Raw genomic sequence first — 17,209 nt, 5'->3', positions numbered from 1 at the left:
TGAGCGATTCATCTGTGGCGCAGTGGAGGAACGGCCCGGGCTGTTTCGAGCTCAACTTGAAAGGTTGCGTCCGTGGCCTGAGCCGGAAATTCTTCTGCTCGCGCAGGGCTCTCGGGGATTTCAATCTGAGTGGGCGGCCCTTCGATGGGCGGAGCAGATGGCTGTGCGCTGGGTCCAGCAGCAACGTAGCCTACGGGCCGGTGTCGGACTTCGCTAGACATCGCAGCCGGTGGCTATCGGGTTCCAATCGCTCGCGCTGGCCGTCAAGCATCATGATGACGTGCGCTTCGTGTAACCCGTTGAAGGATCGGATCAGCCTGGCTCTCGTCCTCGGGCGATAGATGCAGCACACCACGAAGGCCATTCCAGGCTCCTCGGTCATGTGTTCGAACAGCTTCAGGGCCGCGGCGCTACCGCCCGCGGACGCGCCGATGCCGACCACAGGGAATTGCAGAGAGGAGCGCCGCGCCTCCGCTCCGTCGTGCAAGGGTCGGTATCGTTTCTCCCCGTGTGCCGGATCACGCCGCCTCTCCTGTGCGACGGACGATGAAGACGACATTGTGCGCGAACGGCAGCTTCCGCAAGCTGCGAATCGGCGCTCCGGGCCCTGAGACCTCGATGTGATCACGCGCGAACGTTTGAGGAGCCAGATGAACCTGCGGCGGCGTTGTTGCGAAGCGCTTCGACGACCAGATTCAATGCGGGCGAAGCGCGGCGGCTAGCGTAGTAGAGGTGATACCCCGGATAACACATTGACCAGGCGTCAAGACAGGTCTCGAGTTGACCGGCCTCAATCGAGAGACGAACCAAATCTTCGGGAAGCCACGCGAGCCCATGCCCCGCGACCGCGGCTGACACCATGAGGTCATTGTTGTTGAAGACAAGGCGGCCATTGACGTGATTGACTACGGTGTGGGTCCCTTGCGAAAACTCCCAGTTCAAAAGCCCGCCGTGCGTCGGCAGGCGCATTGCGATGCAGTCATGCTTGTCCAGTTCAGCCGGGCTCTCTGGCCGTCCGTGCTCCGCGAAGTAACTGGGCGCGCCGACAACGACCAGTCGGAGATCCGGCGCGATCCTGACAGCGATCATGTCTTTCGCCACATCGCCCCCAAGCCGAATACCGATGTCGAAGCGATCGGCCACGATGTCGGTGAAGCGGTTGTCCGCGCTGACCTCTATCTTGATGTCCGGGTATTGCGCCAGCCAAGGCAGCAGCCGCGGCCAGATCAGCGTTTTCACCGCGTGCTCCGTGGCGGTAATTCGGACAAGACCAGCTGGCTTGCCGCGTAGCTCGCCTAGGACAGCTAGTTCTGCCTCGATGTCGGCAAAACGCGGGGCGACCGTCTGAAACAAGCGCTCTCCCGCTTCGGTCGGTGAGACGCTGCGCGTTGTCCGGTTCAGCAGCTTCAGGTCGAGCCGGCCTTCAAGGTTCCGGATCGTCTGGCTCAGCGAGGACTGGGTGATGCCGAGCTGCGCCGCGGCCCGCGTGAAGCTTCCGGCCCGCACCACCGCGGCAAATGCCGCCAGATCGTCCAAACGCCCCATTCATCGATTCCTCTACTAAGTCCATGTCAGTTTAGCAGTCTAGTCAATAAATGGGGCAAGACCTAAATTCAATCCATCGCAACGAATCTGATTGAGACCTTAATGAAAACCCGCCAACTTGGAACCAACGGGCCTGTCGTTTCTGCCCTCGGTCTTGGCTGCATGGGGCTCAGCTTTGGCCTCGGCCCGGCCGCCGATCGTCAGGAAGGCATCGCGATGATCCGCGACGCCGCTGCGCGCGGCGTGACCCTGTTTGATACGGCCGAAGGCTACGGCCCGTTCACCAACGAAAAGCTCGTTGGCGAAGCCCTTGAGCCCATTCGAGACCAGGTCACTATTGCAACAAAGTTTGGATTCAAGCTCGATGAGAGCGGCGCCATCGTCGGCCTCGACAGCCGCCCCTCACATATCCGCGATGTGGTCGAAGCGTCGCTGAAGCGTCTGCGCACCGATCGCATCGATTTGCTTTACCAGCACCGGGTCGATCCGGCCGTGCCGATCGAAGACGTTGCGGGCACCGTGAAGGACCTCATTGCCGAAGGCAAGGTCAAGCACTTCGGCCTGTCGGAGGCTGGCGCTGCAACGATCCGCCGCGCTCACGCTGTTCAGCCGGTCGCCGCGATCCAGAACCACTATTCGCTCTGGATGCGCGAGCCAGAAGACGCGCTCCTCGATCTCTGCGACGAACTCGGCATCGGCTTCGTCGCTTGGGGGCCCCTGGGTCAAGGCTTCCTCACCGGGCAGATCACCCCAGATACGAAGTTCGAAGATGCGAACGATCTGCGTGCCAGCTTCCCGCGTTTCACGCCGGAGGCGCTCCAGGCCAACTTTGCCGTCGTCGAATTCCTGCGAGGGCTCGGCGCGCGCAAGGGCTGCACCCCAGCCCAGATCGCGCTCGCATGGCTGCTGGCGCAGCGGCCCTATCTCGTTCCGATACCGGGCGCGACGAAGTCTGTGCACCTTGACGACAACCTTGCGGCAGCAGACCTCGTTCTGACGCCCAACGACGTGAAGGAGATCGATACGGCTTTCGCCACCATCGATGTCAAAGGCGCGCCGCTCTCCGAAGGTCTTACCGCGATGGAAGACAAGTGAAGAACTGAAGATGATGAACATCCTGATCGTCGGGGCCAACGGGCAACTGGCTCGTCACACGACAGCCCGATTGCTGGCTGAGACCGATGCCCATCTGACGCTGTTTCTGCGGCGCGCTTCACGCTTGCCGAAGCCGGCCCCTGCCCGCGTCACCATCGTTGAAGGCGATGCGACCAATGAGGCAGCGCTCACCGTTGCCATGAAAGGCCAGGACGCTGTCTACGCCAGTCTCGCCGGCGAGATGGGACAGCAAGCGCGCGCCATCGTTGGTGCGATGCATAGAGCCGGACTGAAACGCCTGATCTTCATCAGCTCGATGGGGATCTATGGGGAGGTGCCGGGCGAGAGCTACAGGAGCATTCTTGATCCCTACCGCGATTCGGCGGCCGTGATTGAGGCTTCGGACCTTGACTACACGATCCTGCGGCCGGGCTGGTTCACCCGCGACCCGTCGATCGACTTCACGATCACCCAGAAGGGCGAGCCGTTCAAGGGCCACGACGTCTCCATGAACAGTCTCGCCTACCTCATTGCCAAGCTTTGCCTGTCGCCGTCGCTGCACGTCCGCAGCAGCCTCGGCGTCAGCAATTAATCCGGTCCCACAACAGAAAAGGAACACATCATGCAACAGCGTCAGCTCGGCAAGAGCGGCCTCTCCGTTTCCACGCTCGGCCTCGGCTGCATGGGCCTTAGCTACGGCTACGGCCCCGCGACCGACACGTCCGAAGCGATAAAGCTGATCCGGGCGGCGTTTGATCGCGGCGTTACCTTCTTCGACAGCGCGGAAGCCTACGGGCCATTCATCAACGAAAGCGTCGTTGGCGAAGCGCTCGAACCCATGCGCGACAAGGTCGTGATCGCGACCAAGTTCGGCTTCAAGGAGGGAGATACGCGAAAGGGCCTCGACTCGCGGCCGGAGCGTATCCGCCAGGTCGCAGAAGAAGCGCTGAAGCGTCTGCGCACGGACCGCATCGATCTTTTCTACCAACACCGCACCGACCCGAACGTGCCGATCGATGATGTTGCTGGAACAGTCAAGCAACTGATCGAGGAGGGCAAGGTCAAGCACTTCGGTCTCTCGGAAGCTGGAGTTGAAAGCATCCGCCGTGCGCATGCCGTGCAACCCGTCACCGCGCTCCAGAGCGAATACTCGCTGTGGTGGCGCGCGCCCGAGAAGGAGATTCTTCCGTTGCTGGAAGAACTGGGCATCGGCTTCGTGCCGTTCAGCCCGCTCGGCAAGGGGTTCCTTACCGGTGCCATCGACGAAAAAACTGCTTTTGGTGCAACAGATTTCCGCAACAGCGTCCCGCGCTTTGCGCCGGAAGCGCGCCAGGCGAACCGCGCGCTGGTCGACAGCCTTGCCAGCATCGCGTCGCGCAAAGGTGTGACCCCTGCCCAGTTGGCGCTTGCATGGCTGCTGGCGCAAAAACCTTGGATCGTGCCGATCCCCGGCACCACCAAGCTGCACAGGCTTGAAGAGAACATTGGCGCAGCGGACGTATCGCTGAGCGCAGAGGACCTTGCCGAGATCGAAGCAGCGGTTCAGCAGACGCCCGTCCAGGGCGAGCGCTACTCCGCAGACCGGCAAAAGCTCGTCGGACGCTGACGCAGACAGGCGCGGATGGTCCGCGCCCTCAATCACACATACGAAGGGATAGGTCCATGAAAGAAGTCGTTGTACTGATCGGCGCAGGCTCCATTGGCCAGGCAGTTGCGCGGCGCGTGAGCGCGGGCCGCAGGATCCTTCTGGCTGACCTCAAGAAGGAAAATGCAGACCGCGCCGCCGAGGTGTTGCTCGGTGCCGGCTTTGAAGTCGAGACCGGAACGGTCGATGTCTCGAAGCGCGAATCCGTTCATGCTCTTGCTGAGCAGGCCGCTGCGCTCGGCCCCATCAGCCGCGTCATCCATGCGGCCGGCGTCTCGCCTTCGCAGGCGTCGCCGGAAACCATCCTGCATGTCGACCTCTACGGGACGGCGCTCGTGCTCGAAGAATTCGGCAACCAGATCGCAGCCGGAGGATCCGGCGTCGTCATTGCTTCGCAATCCGGCCACCGCCTCGGCGCGCTGAGCGAAGAGCAGAACCAGGCGCTTGCGTTGACCCCTGCCGACGATCTCTTGCAGCTTGCATTCTTGCGGGCTGACCAGATCAAGGACTCCCTCCATGCCTATCAGCTCTCCAAGCGCGCCAACGCGCTGCGTGTGATGGCAGAAGCCGTGCGCTGGGGCAAACGCGGCGCGAGGGTCAACACCATCAGCCCCGGGATCATCTTCACGCCGCTCGCGCGGGATGAGCTCACGGGGCCGCGCGGTGAAGGTTATCGCCGCATGCTCGATCTGAGCCCCGCGGGACGCGGCGGCACACCCGACGAAGTCGGCGCCATTGCGGCACTGCTGATGGGGCCGGAAGGCACTTTCTTCACGGGGAGCGACATCCTGATGGATGGCGGTGTCACTGCCTCCTTCTTCTTCGGCGAACTCGCCCCTAGTGAAAAGACGAAGAAGGCAGAGTCATGAAGATCGTTGATGACGCCGCGCGAACGAGCCATGCCAACTGGAAAAGGCGAGCCCTGCAATGGACCGCAGGCGCATTAATGGCAGCCATGGCCACGGTGCAGACGGCGGAGGCTGCGCCACCAACTGCTTCGACGCAGTCGTACCTGGACAAGCGCCTGAACATGGCCTTTGTTTTGGTCCCCGCGGGAAGCTTCCGGATGGGCGCCGGCGATCAGGAGCGGGAAGCGGGCACTTCAGAGCGCCCGCGTCATGAAGTGCACATCAGCCGCTCGTTCTACATGGCCCGCCATGAAGTAACACAGGCGCAGTGGGAGATGGTGATGGAGAAGAGCCCTTTTGAAGGCTCGCGCTCAAACCCGTTCTACGACCTGCCCGGCATGGCGCAGCGCCTACGCCGGCCTGACCAACCGGCCACAGTGTCGTGGAACGAGGCACAGGCGTTCATTGCGCGCCTCAACGCAAAAGAGGCGCGACCCGTCTACAGGTTGCCAACTGAGGCCGAGTGGGAGTACGCGGCCCGCGCCGGAACGAGCACACTCTATTCGTTTGGCGACAACGAAAAGGACTTGGCCAACCATGCCTGGTACGGCGAGGATTTTGTCAGTGGCGCTACTCACCCTGTCGGGCAGAAAAAGCCCAATCCTTGGGGACTCTATGACATGCATGGCAATGTATGGGAATGGGCTTCCGACTGGTATGGCCCTTATTCCGCGAATGCAGCAACCGATCCTGCTGGGCCTGCATCCGGTACCAGCAAGGTCGTTCGCGGTGGAAGCTGGCATTCAAGCTCAGGTGGCTGGAACTCGTCGATCCGCAAGCCATATCCACCGGACTATCGCGGCATCAGCATCGGTCTTCGGCTGGTGCGCATCGAACCGCCAACGCACTGAGCGGTCACACCTAACCCCACAAGGAGAACTCCCATGCTGCTCAAACGCGCCGGTTCACAGGCTTCGCAAAAAGGCCCTGAAGGCTATTTCACCGGCACTGTTCGAATCGATCCGCTTCACAGCGCCACTGATCCCGCACGCGTGTCGTGCGCCAACGTGACGTTCGAGCCAGGCGCCCGGTCGGCGTGGCACACCCATCCGCTCGGTCAAATCCTGGTCGTGACGGCTGGTTGCGGGTGGACCCAATGTGAAGGAGAGCCGATCGTCGAGATCAGGGCTGGCGATGTGATCTGGTGCCCGCCCGGCCACAAGCACTGGCATGGCGCAACGCCGACCACGGCCATGACGCACATGGCGATTCAGGAGTCGCTGGACGGCAAGGCTGTGAACTGGCTCGAAAAGGTGACCGACGAGGAATACCTCGGCGGTCCAGCCTGAGATGAGAGGAACGAGCAATGGACGATTTTGCTGACCGGACGCGCCGCGAAGCACTTGCCGCTGTGGCTGGATTTTCGCTCGGAAGCACGTTGACATCTTCTGCCTTTGGGCAGGGCATAGCCCGGCCTGAAGAGCCCGTTCTCGTTGCCTACTTCTCGCGGACCGGCAACACGCGTGTGGTTGCCGGCTTGATCCAACGCGCTTTTGGCGCGGACATGTTTGAGATCGTGCCAGCGAACCCCTACCCGGACGAATATCTCGCAACGGTTGAACAGGCGCGGCAGGAGCGTGACAAGGGCGTTGAACCGCCCCTCAAAGCGAAGGTGCCGGACATCGCCCGCTATGCGACTGTCTTCCTCGGCCTGCCCATCTGGGGCGAGACGGCCCCGCCGCTCATCCGCAGCTTTTTGTCATCCCACGATCTGAGTGCCAAAGCGCTCCTCCCGTTCATAACCCATGGAGGCTATGGCCTCGGCAACAGCGAGCGCGTCATCGCTCGCCACGCTCCCCGCGCTCAGCTACGGCCTGCCTTCACGATGCAGGCTGATCAGGAGCGGCAAACCATGGACCGCGTCAACGCCTGGCTGGGCAACCGACTGGCTAAACCCAGATAGCGAAGCAAAAGACACATCAAGGGAAGCGTTTGAAGGGGCGCTGCATCGGTGTGCTACGGCAAGCAGGGCTGCGCATGATCTTTGGTCTGAGGCCCTGTTGTATCCGATTCAGGCGGCGGTCCTCAATGTCCGGTCCTGGCCGAACTGAGTCCTCGGCCGCCGCCGAGCGAAAGACGGTTACCGCTGCGCAGGAGCCGCACGACGGGCGCTGATGGAGGGCAGGGGAGGGCCCGAAGCGGAAGTTCTATTCGCCAAGCTCGTCGCCAAAAAGCAGTCGTTCGATGGTCGCCCCTTCGTCGTCATTGATCGGCGACGACCTTCGCCTCCGCGGCAACCTTCTTCCACATCGCCAGTTCCTTTCGAAGCGTGAGCCGGAACTCCTCCGGGCTCCCGCCATCGAGCGTCAGCCCTCCCGCTTCCGAAAGCCGACTCGCTACATCCTTTGATTTCAGTGTTGCAGCAATCTCCTTGTTGATCCGATCGACCATGGTCTTGGGCATGTTGGCCGGTCCCATCACACCGAACATGACTCGGGTGTCGAACTGGGGCAATCCCATCTCTCGGAAGGTGGGCACGTCGGGTGCGAGTGCCGACCGCGCATCACCCGTGATGGCCAACGGATGAATCTTCGGTGATTTGAGCTGAGGCAGTGCGTTGATGAGGGTGTCCATCATCAGATCGACATCGCCCCCGAGGAGCGCTGTGATGGCCTGGCTGTTGCCGCGGTAGGGAACATGCACCAGCTTTACCTCGGCGGTCATGCTGAACAGCTCGGTGGCCATGTGGGCGGCGCCACCCTGGCCGGAGGACCCGAAGTTCAGCGCCCCGGGCTTGGTCTTGGCCTTAGCGATGAATTCGCTCAAGTTTTTCACTCCGACCGATTGGTTGACGAGCATGACGAGGGGGGCGCGGCCGACGAGCGAGATGGGGGTCAGATCCGCGTTGACATCGAATGTGAGCTTCGGATACACGGCCGGATTGACAGCGATCGCGCTCGACACGAACAGCAGCGTATGGCCATCGGGTTTGGACTTCGCGACGGCGTCCGCTGCAAGACTCCCGCCGGCTCCGGACTTGTTGTCGACGACGACCGGTTGTCCCATCCGTTCGGATAGGCCCTGCGCCACGACGCGAGACAGCACGTCGGTCGCACTTCCAGGCGCAAAGCCGACCATCATCTTGATGGGCTGAGCGGGGTACGTGCTCTGCGCCCCAGCGTTCGAGCCGGCCAGCGCGAGGGGCATTGCGGCCAAAAGCCACGTGCTTAGCTTCACCCTACCAAAATTACGCATGATTCTTTCCTTGGTTTCGCCGAACGTGGGAGCTCCCGGAGGGTCCGCTTCGTGTTCTCCATGTGGAAAATGGGGACCTTGGAGGATGGGCAGTCGACGAGCCTAGTTCGCGCTCAGCGAGAAGCCGCTGCCGGCCACTTGCGCCTTGCGCTCGCGTTGCGCCAGGCCGTTCACGAGGTCGACCACCGGGTGTCGCAGGCCGTAGCTGTCGTCTGCAGGCGTCGGCTTCAGCGCGTTGATCTTCTCGTCGCCGTACATATAGCGCAGCAGCAATTCATCGTCCCCGATGTTTTTGTAGCGCTGGCGCAGGCCTGGCAGCACCGGTTCGATGACGGGGGGAATGAGAGCTACGTCCTTCGATCCGTTGGCGATGATCCGGTCCTTGACGTTCGCATCCACCGGCAGCGGCAGCTCGCCGAAATAGCCGCAGACATACTTCTTCACTTCGTCCGGCACAACCTTGTAGCGCTCGCCGTTCAGCACGTTCATCACCGCCTGCGCAGAGATGATCGCGGGATAGGGCGTGACCATGATCGGCGAGCCAAGCTCCACGCGAACCCGTCCGATCTCCTCCAGCACTGCCGGCATCCTGTCCATCATGCCGGCGAGCTTGAGCTGCGATTCCAGGTTGCTCATTGCCCCGCCCGCGTACTGCGTGATGTAGTGGCTGGGCTCGTACTCGGCAGGCACGCCGACGGGCATCCCTTCCCGTTCTGCCAGTGCGCCGAGGTAGTCGCCCACCTCATCCAGCAGGCGGTCATCCACCACCACGTCGAAGCCGACCTCGCGCAGGTTGCGCGCGATCATCTGGCTGGCCGGCAGCGAGTTGCCATTGGCAAGCGGGTCCACCGCCGTGAGGATGCTGTCGGCGCCATGCACCGCGGCCTCGATCGCGAGCAGCGGTCCGAGCCCGGTCAGACAATGGGTATTGAACTCCAGTCGTGCGTTGTCGCCGATGGCAAGCTTCAGCGCCGGCACCAGCGTGCGCACCCGTTCGATCGTTAGGATGCCAGCCGCATCGGCGAGCGCGACGGCCTGCACGCCGAAACGCTCCACACCTTCACGCGCCTTGCTTGCGTACAAGGCGTCGTCATAGCCCGGCGCGATGTTGTAGCCGAGCCCGAGGGTCACATGGGCACCGAGGCGGCGCGCCGTGCCGATGCTGGAGGCGAGGTTTTCCGAGCACATCAAGGCGTCGAAGACCGCGATGTCGCGGATGCCGTTGGCGATCTGCCGTTCGACGAAGAGCTCGGAAATGTCATCGGCCACCGGAAAGAAGCCGCGCATCAGGTTGCTGCGCACGGCGCCGCGCATCGGCGTGTGCGTGATCCGCTCACGCAGCAGGCGGATGCGCTCGAACGGGTCCTGGTTCAGGAACAGGACGCTGGCATCGAACTGGACCAGCGCGATCGCCTGCATCGACAGGAAGCCGGCGCGGTCCATGCGCTCGGCGATCGGCAGCATGTGCTCGGTGCGCATGCGGGTGGCCCACAGACATTGCTGGCCGTCACGCAGGGTGTCGTCAGTCAGGTGGATCGTGCGGCGCTTGCCGGTGCGCGCGGTTTCCGCAGCGACGACTTTCTTGAGGTGTTCGAGCATGGCTGCACTCTTGCTCACTCGGGCTTGAAGTCGATCGACTTCAGCACGGCGCCAACGCGGTCGTAGTCGACGCGCAGCGACTTCACCAACTCGTCCGGCGTCCGCGGCTGGCCCGGTTCGAGGCCCAATTCCCTGAGTCGCTCGCGCGTCGCGGGTTGCGCCATCACCTTCAGGGCCGCTTCGCGCAGCCGGTTCTGCGCCGCTGCCGGCACGTCGGGCGTTACCCACAGTCCCTGCCAGCCCGTCGCTTCGAGTTGCGGGTAGCCGAGTTCGGCGAATGTCGGCACGTTGGGCAGCAGCGGCGAACGCTGCGGGAGGCTGACCGCGTAGGGGACGATCTTGCCGGCCTTGATCATCGGAATCGCGGTCGGGATCCCGTCGAACATCAGTGGTACGTGGCCACCCATCACGTCGGTGAGCGCGGGGGTCGAGCCTTTGTAGCCGACATGCGACATGTCGATGCCGGCAGCCTTGTTCAACTGCAGCCCCATCACATGCGACAGTGTGCCGGCGCTGTAGGAGGCATAGCTCACCTTGCCCGGAGATGTCTTGACATAGCTGATCACCTCGCCCAGGCTCTTCGCGGGTACCGACGGGTGACCCACCATCACGATGCCTGCGCGCCCAAGTTCGGCGAGCGGCTTAATTTCCTTGGCCATGTCGAAGCGCAGCTTGACGATATGAGGGATCTCGCTGACCAGCGCGTTGAGCGCGACGAGCACCGTATGGCCGTCGTGCGGCGCCTGCATCAAATCGTTCACTGCCACCGCACCACCGGCGCCGGGCTTCGGATCGACGACGACCGTCTGATTCAGTTCCTTTTGCAGGCCGTCCGCCAAAAGGCGCGCCACGATGTCGGTGGTCGCGCCGGCTGGCCCGGCCGCGACGATGCGAATCGGCTTGTCGGTGGGTACCTGTGCCAACGCGGCGGGCGAGGCCAGCACTGCGAAAGCGGCGGCAACGACGGCTCCCAGGGTGCGGCGAAGAATGGGCGGAGTCAGTTGTCGCTTCATGGGTTGTCTCTGATGTTTGTCGTTGATGGCGTTGCCTGAAGTCTGAACAACGTTACGCCAAAACACCAATGAAAACCCAAGCCAAGCCCATAACTCTTTGGTCATGGAGGCCCACCAACCTGGCGCCCGAGGCGGTCGCGGGAGCCAATCTATCGTGCCGAGGCCTCCACCAGACACTGGAAGAATTCGACCGCATAGGCGCTCGGTTCCGGCTCGACCAGCGTCATTGCCGAAATCGGGAGGACCAGCCCGGCCATGTCGATGTCGAGCACCTGCACGAGCCCGCGAGTCTCGGCACTGCGGGCAAGCCGTCTGGTTGACAGCGCAACCGCACCGTGGTCGCAAACCATGCCAAGCAACGAATCGAACGACACGGTCTCCACCAGCCTGGATGGCACGAGCACCCTGTTCCTGCGAAGCATCGCGTCGATCACGGCGCGCACCCGGGCCACACGGGGCGGCAATACCCACATCGAGTCGGCCAGATCGTGCAGTGTGGGTCGATCGGCGCGAGCCAGCGGATGGCCGGGCGCCACCATCCACACCATGGGGTCGACATACAGCGGCACGACGTGCAGATCGGCCGCGGCGCTCCGTTCCGGCGCCACGCCCATCACGACATCCAGCTTTCCAGCGCGCAGCAGGGGTAGCAATAGGTCGGGAGAGCCTTCCTGCACCGTGAGATCGAAAGCTGTCGTCGGTGTTCGCTGTCGTTGCAGGCGCTCGAACGCCATGGGTATGACCGATGTGGTGCCGTGCATAGCCCCTACCGCCACGCGCCAGACCTCGGGCTGGCCGATCGAGTCCAGTGCCAGGGCGGCGCGGTTCAGGTCTTCATGGACGGATTGCGCATGGCGGGTCAGACAAACGCCTTCAGGCGTGGGAACCAGCCCTTGGGGCGTCCGAGCAAAGAGTGACATCCCGAGCCCGCGTTCAAGTTCCGCCAGGGCCTTCGAGACGGCCGGCTGCGTTAGGTGCATGGCCTCGGCGACCCGGCCGACGTGGCGATGCTGGTCGAGTGCTACCAACAGGCGAAGTTGGCGCAGCTTGAGATGTCGCTGCAGAAAGGCCTGCGCGCTGACAGGTGGAGATGCTCGTGGGCGGCGGGTCGACATAACCAAAGAGTAATGCGCGCGGCCCAGGCTTTCATTGGTGTTTTCGAGCGGCTTTGACCAGACTTCGGTCAGCGCATCGCCCAACGAAACTCATCGGAGACCACCCCATGAACGCCATCCATGAAGGCAATCTGACCATCCGCAAGCTCACCCCGACCATCGGAGCCGAAGTGTTCGGCGTCGACTTGAGCAAGCCTGTGGCGCCCGGGGATTTGGCCCGCATCAAGCAAGCGCTGTGGGACAACCAGGTGATCTTCTTCCGCGACCAGCAGCTGTCGCCGCAGCAGCACATGAGCCTGGGCAAGCAATTCGGCTCGCTCCACGTGCACCCGGTCAAGCGCAGCCGCCATCCGGAGCACCCGGAGCTTCTGGTGGTTCATGCGGATGCAAATTCCACCCGTGCGACGGGCGAGAGCTGGCACACCGACGTGAGCTGCGACCAAGCGCCGCCCATGGCCAGCATGCTCCACTTGACGGATGTCCCGCCGGTGGGCGGCGACACGCTGTGGGCGAGCATGTACGCCGCCTACGATGCCCTGTCGACGAGCATGAAAACCTTGCTTGAGGGCCTGACTGCGATCCACGATGGCGCCAAGCCGTGGTTGAACGGTCTTGGCGTCAAGCCGGTGGATATTGCCTATTCACGCACTGAGCATCCGGTCGTGACGGTTCACCCCGAAACCGGCAGGAAGATCCTGTTCGTCAACAGTGGCTTCACTACCCACATTCCCCAACTCACCCGGGCAGAGAGCGATGCACTGCTTGGCTTTCTCTATGACCACTTGGCGCACCCTCTGTTCCAGTGTCGCTTTCGCTGGGAGCACAATTCGATCGCGTTCTGGGACAACCGATGCACGCAACATCACGCCTTGTGGGACTACTTCCCGGCGCGGCGGCATGGGCATCGGGTGACCATCAACGGCCATGCGCCTGCTGCGGCCGACCCGACACGGGTCGCGGTCCAGAGCCCGATGGCCGAGGCGGCCTGAACGCAGCGCATACCAATGGAGACGTCATGAACTTCGCAAGACTTCTTGTGCTGGCGGTCCTGGCGAGCGCCGCGATTGCCGCTCCGTTGCGTGCCGAGGAAGCATGGCCCGCCCGTCCCGTCCGCATGGTGATCGGCACGACCGCTGGGACCGGCGGCGACGTATTGCTGCGCCTGGTCGCCAACAGCATGTCGCAGTCGCTGATGCAGCCGGTCATCGTGGAGAACAAGGTCGGGGCCAATGGGCTCGTCGCCACGGCGGACGTCGCAAACTCCAGACCCGACGGCTACACGGTGCTGTTCGGCGGCGCCAGTGCAACAGTGATCAATCAGGCGCTGCAACCTGCGCTGGCCGTCAATGTGCTTGACAAGCTCAGCCCGGTCGCACAACTCGGCGCCGGTGGGGTCAATCTCGTCGTGGCGCCCGACTTTCCTGCCACCAACCTGCGTGAATTCATCGCCCATGCAAAGGCTCACCCCGGCCAGATCAACTACGCCACGTGGAGCGTAGGTTCCAGCGGCCACCTCGTGATGGAGTGGCTGAAGAACCGATATGGGCTCAATCTTTCGCATGTGCCGTACAAGTCGACGCCCCAGATTTATCAGGACATGGCAGGCGGGCTCGTCAAGGTCGCGTTCGTCGATGCCGCGAGTTCAGTCCCGCTGGTCAAGGCCGGGAAGATCAAGGCATTGGGCAACTCCGGCACTGCACGTGCGCCGGGCCTTGCAGACGTGCTGACGTTCAAGGAGCAAGACGTGGACTTCGCTGTGGACGGCTGGTACGGCGTCTTCGTTCCCAGGGCCACGCCGGACGCCGTCGTCAGCCGACTCCATCGCGAGATCATCAAGGTTCTGGCCGATCCGGAGATCCGAGCACGGATGCTTCAGCTCAATCTTTCAAGCCCACCGCCGAAGAGTTCAACCGAGTTCAAACAGATCGTGGCGGCCGATCTCAAGGTCTGGCAATCGATTGTCAGAACGAACGCCATCAAGGTGGATTGAGCACATGTCGACGCCGAGGGAACCTGAATACCCCAAGCTCGTCATGCCGGACACGGTCGAGCGGACCCGCGTGAAGATCTGGAGCAACGGAATTGCGCTGGATGCCGACCTCTATCGCCCGAAGGACCTTGGTGGAGACCGGCGTGCACCGGCAGTCGTGCTGTCCCACGGTTGGGGCGGGAGCAAATCGACCGGTGAGCGGTATGCGGCGAAGTTCGCAGAAGCCGGCATCGTGAGCCTTTGCTTTACCTACAGCGGATGGGCCGCCTCGGGGAGCCATGTGCTGCTGGTCGGCGATCGACCCGACTTGGAGGAGTCGAACGAGGTCGTCGCGAAGGTTCGCCTCGTCCGCGAAGTGGTCGATCCTGTTGAATGGCTGCAAAACTACCGGTCCGCCGTCGACTTCATCGAAGGAGAACCGAACGTGGATCCGGACCGCATCGGGGCATGGGGCACCAGCTTCGGCGGCGGCATCGCGATGCACCACACCGCGAACGACGACCGCATCAAGGTGCTGGCGATTCAAGTCGCGTCGCTCTCATCCGTTCTCAAGGGGCCGTTGGCCGCGCACGCCAGGCAGCGGGCCGTCGACATTGCCAGGGGCAGGATCGCGCCGGTGCCCCAAGGGATCGATGCCTATCCGGGGCTCGCCGGCACACCGCACTTGGCACGCTTTCTTCAGTACAACACCATCGACGAGGTGAGCAAGCTCAAGGTCCCCACGTTGATGATGGACGCGGGCAACGAAGAGCTGTTCGACATCAGGGAGAACAGCGGCAAGGCCTATGACATTCTGAAGTCGGAAGGGACTGTACCGGTCCATTACAAGGTCATCGACGGCATCGACCACTACGGCATCTACTTCAGCGGATTTGACGAAGGAAGCGAGGCGGCGCTCGAGTGGTTTAGCAAGCACTTGTGAGCGAAACTGGGCTGGCGACTAAGGACATGCCGCAGCGCCGCCGGGTAGACGCAAGAACTGGACAGATCTATGCTGGCTGTTAGCTTGGACTCCTCCCCGCTGGTGGGCACCAGCCCGCTCCGGAGCGGTCATTGGTGTACACCCGGTTCTGGCCGTCAGTTCCAATCCGCGATCTCGTCACGAAGGCGTGCTCACGGCCCGTTGCCATCCTTTGAGTTCTCGCTTCGAATGTCAGCGATGCACGCGGGAGCGGTCGCGGGCCCGCACAACCTGAAAAAGCCAGCGGGGATGGAGTTGCGCGAGGCGCGAGAGGCTCAAGCCCCCGACATTGTCTCCGCCGTAACCTCCCAACCGGCGTCGATGCCGCCGGGAAGCATCTGCCCGCGGTCTTCGCCGACTTCGGCATCTACTAGCCGGTTGAGCTTCTCGTTCATTGCGAGGACAAGCTCCCGGTTTCGCCCGCCTTGCGTGCCGAGATTGTTCATCTCGCTCGGATCGGCCCGCACATCGAACAGCTCGACATCGTTCGAACGATAGAGCTCCTCCACCGTGGTGGGTCGGTTGTGCTGCTTCGGCGAAAAATAGCGCGCGAACACGTACTGGCCATCGAACACCGACCGAACCGCGCCGCGCTTCATCATGTCTGGGCGGATGCCCGCGTTCTGGAGCTCACTCGATTTCCCGCCCTTTTGCATGTAGTCGACGGCCTTGTTCAGGAAGTCGCCGTCGATGTACGCAAACATGTTGTAGTTGAAGAGCGCCCCGTCGCGCACAGCCGCGAAATCGGCGCGCTCGGGAGCCGCGAGGAGTCCGGAAACATCCTTGCCAGGAAGTCCTTTGGCGATGACCGACCGTTTGTCGGGGGCCACTCCTGTGAGTCCAATCAGTGTTGGCGCAATGTCGACGTGCGAAGTGACCGCCTTGCACTGCTTGCCGCCCGCGAAGGCCGGATGGGAAACGATGAAGGGCACGTTGTTCTGCTCGCGGTACGCGACAGCACCCTTGGCGTGCAGTTGGTGCGCGCCGTCCATATCGCCATGATCGGCGGTTAGGATCACGATCGTCTTGTCGGACAGCCCCGAGGCGTCCAGCTCGGAAAGAAGCGTCGCAATGTTTCGATCCACATCGCGCATGCAATTCAAGTAGTAGTTGTGCCGCCGGCGCCAACGGGCTTCCTCATTCGGGATGGTGCCGACCAAGGCGTCATGAGCATGCAGGAAATCCCGATGTGCGGGTGGACGCCCCGGAGCATCGAGCGCCTGCCCATGACTCGCCGGAGTCCGGTACTCCCACTGCTTCGCGTAAAGCGGGTCGACCGGGTCGCGATCGACACGCTTGATGCCACGTTTCGTTTGAACCGCCGTGCCCGGCGCATCCGTGTTGTAGTACATCACATCGTGCGGGTTGACGAGGTTCACTGCGAGGAACCACGGCTTCTGTTCCGCCGCCAGTTCGCGTCCCTTGCCGCGGAGCCAGTTCACGCCCATCGCCGAGATGATGCCGTCGTGAAGGTAGCCCCCCCTTGTGTGCGCGATGATGTCGCCGACACCGAAGTAATCGGAGAAGCCGTAGGCTTCCATCTCCTGCGTGAAGATCTTCGTCAAGTTGCCGTGCTCATTGACCGTCTCGAACTCTCTCGTCAGGTGCCACTTGCCCTTGTACGCCGTGTAGTAGCCGGCATTCCGGAGCAGGTCACCCAGCGTGGGAATCTCGGTGGACATGCTCTCGATCCAGGGGAAGTTCGTGTTGTCGAACATCTTCGTCTGCTGGATGTGCTGCCCGGTATAGATCACCGAGCGGGAGGGCGTGCACACGCACGAGCCGATGCGGTGGTTGACGAACGTCGTGCCTTGCTTCTTCAACCGCTCATGGGCCGGCAGCCGATAGCCGGCCGGAAGCTCGCCCGGGCGGAAATGGCGCTCCTGGTCGACCAAAATGAACAAGATGTTGTAGGGGCCGCTTGCTGCGCCCGCTGAGGTGTTTCGAGCGGTGGTGGCAGGTTGACCGCCCGCCTCCTCATGTGCGCCAAGGCCCAGCGCCATGACTCCCAGTCCAGCCGCACCACCCAGGAACTCCCGCCGCGATGCCGCAGAGTCGATCCGCTTGTTGTGATCCATGCCCACTCCTCGTTAAAGCCAACGGGACACTGGTGCTCCGGATGAATGCAATGGTGCGCAAGGCC

The 17,209-nt window shown here is 62.7% G+C and carries 17 protein-coding genes; 10 read left to right on the top strand and 7 right to left on the bottom strand.

The genetic code is table 11. From position 1 onward, the window contains the following. Positions 1 to 190: 190 nt before the first annotated feature. Positions 191 to 487 (bottom strand): chemotaxis protein CheB, encoded by a 297-nt coding sequence (locus tag QTI45_RS32775; protein ID WP_286657324.1) that lies wholly within the window; start codon positions 485 to 487, stop codon positions 191 to 193. A gap of 137 nt (positions 488 to 624) precedes the next feature. Beyond that, a complete protein-coding gene (locus tag QTI45_RS32770) occupies positions 625 to 1,545 on the bottom strand; it encodes a LysR family transcriptional regulator (RefSeq protein ID WP_286657323.1) in 921 nt (306 codons plus the stop codon). A gap of 102 nt (positions 1,546 to 1,647) precedes the next feature. On the opposite strand from QTI45_RS32770, the gene QTI45_RS32765 reads away from it, so the two are divergent. From QTI45_RS32765 to QTI45_RS32735, 7 genes are read left to right on the top strand one after another with little or no spacing between them, the layout of a single operon-like run. Beyond that, positions 1,648 to 2,640 carry an aldo/keto reductase gene (locus QTI45_RS32765; RefSeq protein ID WP_286657322.1) on the top strand — a complete coding sequence of 331 codons (993 nt, stop codon included), beginning with the start codon at positions 1,648 to 1,650 and terminating at the stop codon, positions 2,638 to 2,640. Positions 2,641 to 2,653: 13 nt separating this feature from the next. Next, on the top strand, positions 2,654 to 3,232 hold the full coding sequence (locus tag QTI45_RS32760) for an NAD(P)H-binding protein (protein WP_286657321.1): 579 nt from the start codon (positions 2,654 to 2,656) through the stop codon (positions 3,230 to 3,232). Positions 3,233 to 3,262: 30 nt separating this feature from the next. Continuing rightward, positions 3,263 to 4,246, top strand: coding sequence for an aldo/keto reductase (locus QTI45_RS32755; RefSeq protein WP_286657320.1), 984 nt, complete (start codon positions 3,263 to 3,265; stop codon positions 4,244 to 4,246). A gap of 56 nt (positions 4,247 to 4,302) precedes the next feature. Further along, positions 4,303 to 5,154: an SDR family oxidoreductase gene (locus QTI45_RS32750; RefSeq protein ID WP_286657319.1), complete on the top strand. Its 852-nt coding sequence runs from the start codon at positions 4,303 to 4,305 to the stop codon at positions 5,152 to 5,154. Beyond that, positions 5,151 to 6,044, top strand: a complete 894-nt coding sequence (locus QTI45_RS32745; RefSeq protein ID WP_286373200.1) for a formylglycine-generating enzyme family protein — start codon at positions 5,151 to 5,153, stop codon at positions 6,042 to 6,044. The genes QTI45_RS32750 and QTI45_RS32745 overlap by 4 nt, the downstream gene beginning before the upstream one ends. Positions 6,045 to 6,077: 33 nt before the next feature. After that, complete coding sequence (locus tag QTI45_RS32740; protein ID WP_286657318.1) at positions 6,078 to 6,482, top strand: (R)-mandelonitrile lyase; 405 nt, start codon at positions 6,078 to 6,080, stop codon at positions 6,480 to 6,482. A gap of 17 nt (positions 6,483 to 6,499) precedes the next feature. Further along, positions 6,500 to 7,096, top strand: a complete 597-nt coding sequence (locus QTI45_RS32735) for a flavodoxin (RefSeq protein ID WP_286657317.1) — start codon at positions 6,500 to 6,502, stop codon at positions 7,094 to 7,096. 299 nt (positions 7,097 to 7,395) lie between these two features. Here the strand turns inward: QTI45_RS32735 and QTI45_RS32730 are convergent, their stop codons facing one another. The 4 genes from QTI45_RS32730 to QTI45_RS32715 all read right to left on the bottom strand — a co-directional run bounded on the left by QTI45_RS32730 (position 7,396) and on the right by QTI45_RS32715 (position 12,199). Beyond that, positions 7,396 to 8,388 carry a tripartite tricarboxylate transporter substrate binding protein gene (locus tag QTI45_RS32730; protein ID WP_286373198.1) on the bottom strand — a complete coding sequence of 331 codons (993 nt, stop codon included), beginning with the start codon at positions 8,386 to 8,388 and terminating at the stop codon, positions 7,396 to 7,398. Between the two features lie 102 nt (positions 8,389 to 8,490). Further along, a complete protein-coding gene (locus tag QTI45_RS32725; RefSeq protein ID WP_286373233.1) occupies positions 8,491 to 9,987 on the bottom strand; it encodes a hydroxymethylglutaryl-CoA lyase-like TIM-barrel protein in 1,497 nt (498 codons plus the stop codon). Positions 9,988 to 10,001: 14 nt separating this feature from the next. Continuing rightward, positions 10,002 to 11,000 carry a Bug family tripartite tricarboxylate transporter substrate binding protein gene (locus QTI45_RS32720; RefSeq protein ID WP_286657316.1) on the bottom strand — a complete coding sequence of 333 codons (999 nt, stop codon included), beginning with the start codon at positions 10,998 to 11,000 and terminating at the stop codon, positions 10,002 to 10,004. A gap of 149 nt (positions 11,001 to 11,149) precedes the next feature. Next, positions 11,150 to 12,199: a LysR family transcriptional regulator gene (locus tag QTI45_RS32715; RefSeq protein WP_286373196.1), complete on the bottom strand. Its 1,050-nt coding sequence runs from the start codon at positions 12,197 to 12,199 to the stop codon at positions 11,150 to 11,152. Between the two features lie 23 nt (positions 12,200 to 12,222). Here QTI45_RS32715 and QTI45_RS32710 point away from each other — a divergent pair, with 23 nt between their 5' ends. Genes QTI45_RS32710 through QTI45_RS32700 form a run of 3 tightly spaced genes read left to right on the top strand, consistent with a single transcriptional unit; the run spans position 12,223 to position 15,027 of the window. Then, entirely contained in the window at positions 12,223 to 13,104 is an 882-nt protein-coding gene (locus QTI45_RS32710) for a TauD/TfdA dioxygenase family protein (RefSeq protein ID WP_286373195.1), read from the top strand. Positions 13,105 to 13,130: 26 nt separating this feature from the next. Then, positions 13,131 to 14,105, top strand: coding sequence for a Bug family tripartite tricarboxylate transporter substrate binding protein (locus QTI45_RS32705; RefSeq protein WP_286657315.1), 975 nt, complete (start codon positions 13,131 to 13,133; stop codon positions 14,103 to 14,105). A gap of 4 nt (positions 14,106 to 14,109) precedes the next feature. After that, a complete protein-coding gene (locus tag QTI45_RS32700; RefSeq protein ID WP_286373193.1) occupies positions 14,110 to 15,027 on the top strand; it encodes an alpha/beta hydrolase in 918 nt (305 codons plus the stop codon). Between the two features lie 314 nt (positions 15,028 to 15,341). Here QTI45_RS32700 and QTI45_RS32695 read toward each other — a convergent pair whose 3' ends face one another. Beyond that, a complete protein-coding gene (locus tag QTI45_RS32695; RefSeq protein ID WP_286373192.1) occupies positions 15,342 to 17,144 on the bottom strand; it encodes a sulfatase family protein in 1,803 nt (600 codons plus the stop codon). Positions 17,145 to 17,209 lie beyond the last annotated feature (65 nt).

The sequence above is a fragment of the Variovorax saccharolyticus genome, assembly GCF_030316765.1.
GTDB lineage: Bacteria > Pseudomonadota > Gammaproteobacteria > Burkholderiales > Burkholderiaceae_C > Variovorax > Variovorax saccharolyticus.
Note: the sequence above shows the minus strand (reverse complement) of the source record. Positions and strands in the feature narration are given on the sequence as shown.

Coding starts and splice junctions, on each gene's coding strand:
- QTI45_RS32735 (WP_286657317.1), top strand. CDS start 6,500: ATGGACGATTTTGCTGACCGGACGCGCCGCGAAGCACTTGCCGCTGTG.
- QTI45_RS32745 (WP_286373200.1), top strand. CDS start 5,151: ATGAAGATCGTTGATGACGCCGCGCGAACGAGCCATGCCAACTGGAAA.
- QTI45_RS32730 (WP_286373198.1), bottom strand. CDS start 8,388: ATGCGTAATTTTGGTAGGGTGAAGCTAAGCACGTGGCTTTTGGCCGCA.
- QTI45_RS32700 (WP_286373193.1), top strand. CDS start 14,110: ATGTCGACGCCGAGGGAACCTGAATACCCCAAGCTCGTCATGCCGGAC.
- QTI45_RS32720 (WP_286657316.1), bottom strand. CDS start 11,000: ATGAAGCGACAACTGACTCCGCCCATTCTTCGCCGCACCCTGGGAGCC.
- QTI45_RS32710 (WP_286373195.1), top strand. CDS start 12,223: ATGAACGCCATCCATGAAGGCAATCTGACCATCCGCAAGCTCACCCCG.
- QTI45_RS32705 (WP_286657315.1), top strand. CDS start 13,131: ATGAACTTCGCAAGACTTCTTGTGCTGGCGGTCCTGGCGAGCGCCGCG.
- QTI45_RS32740 (WP_286657318.1), top strand. CDS start 6,078: ATGCTGCTCAAACGCGCCGGTTCACAGGCTTCGCAAAAAGGCCCTGAA.
- QTI45_RS32765 (WP_286657322.1), top strand. CDS start 1,648: ATGAAAACCCGCCAACTTGGAACCAACGGGCCTGTCGTTTCTGCCCTC.
- QTI45_RS32770 (WP_286657323.1), bottom strand. CDS start 1,545: ATGGGGCGTTTGGACGATCTGGCGGCATTTGCCGCGGTGGTGCGGGCC.
- QTI45_RS32725 (WP_286373233.1), bottom strand. CDS start 9,987: ATGCTCGAACACCTCAAGAAAGTCGTCGCTGCGGAAACCGCGCGCACC.
- QTI45_RS32695 (WP_286373192.1), bottom strand. CDS start 17,144: ATGGATCACAACAAGCGGATCGACTCTGCGGCATCGCGGCGGGAGTTC.
- QTI45_RS32760 (WP_286657321.1), top strand. CDS start 2,654: ATGAACATCCTGATCGTCGGGGCCAACGGGCAACTGGCTCGTCACACG.
- QTI45_RS32755 (WP_286657320.1), top strand. CDS start 3,263: ATGCAACAGCGTCAGCTCGGCAAGAGCGGCCTCTCCGTTTCCACGCTC.
- QTI45_RS32750 (WP_286657319.1), top strand. CDS start 4,303: ATGAAAGAAGTCGTTGTACTGATCGGCGCAGGCTCCATTGGCCAGGCA.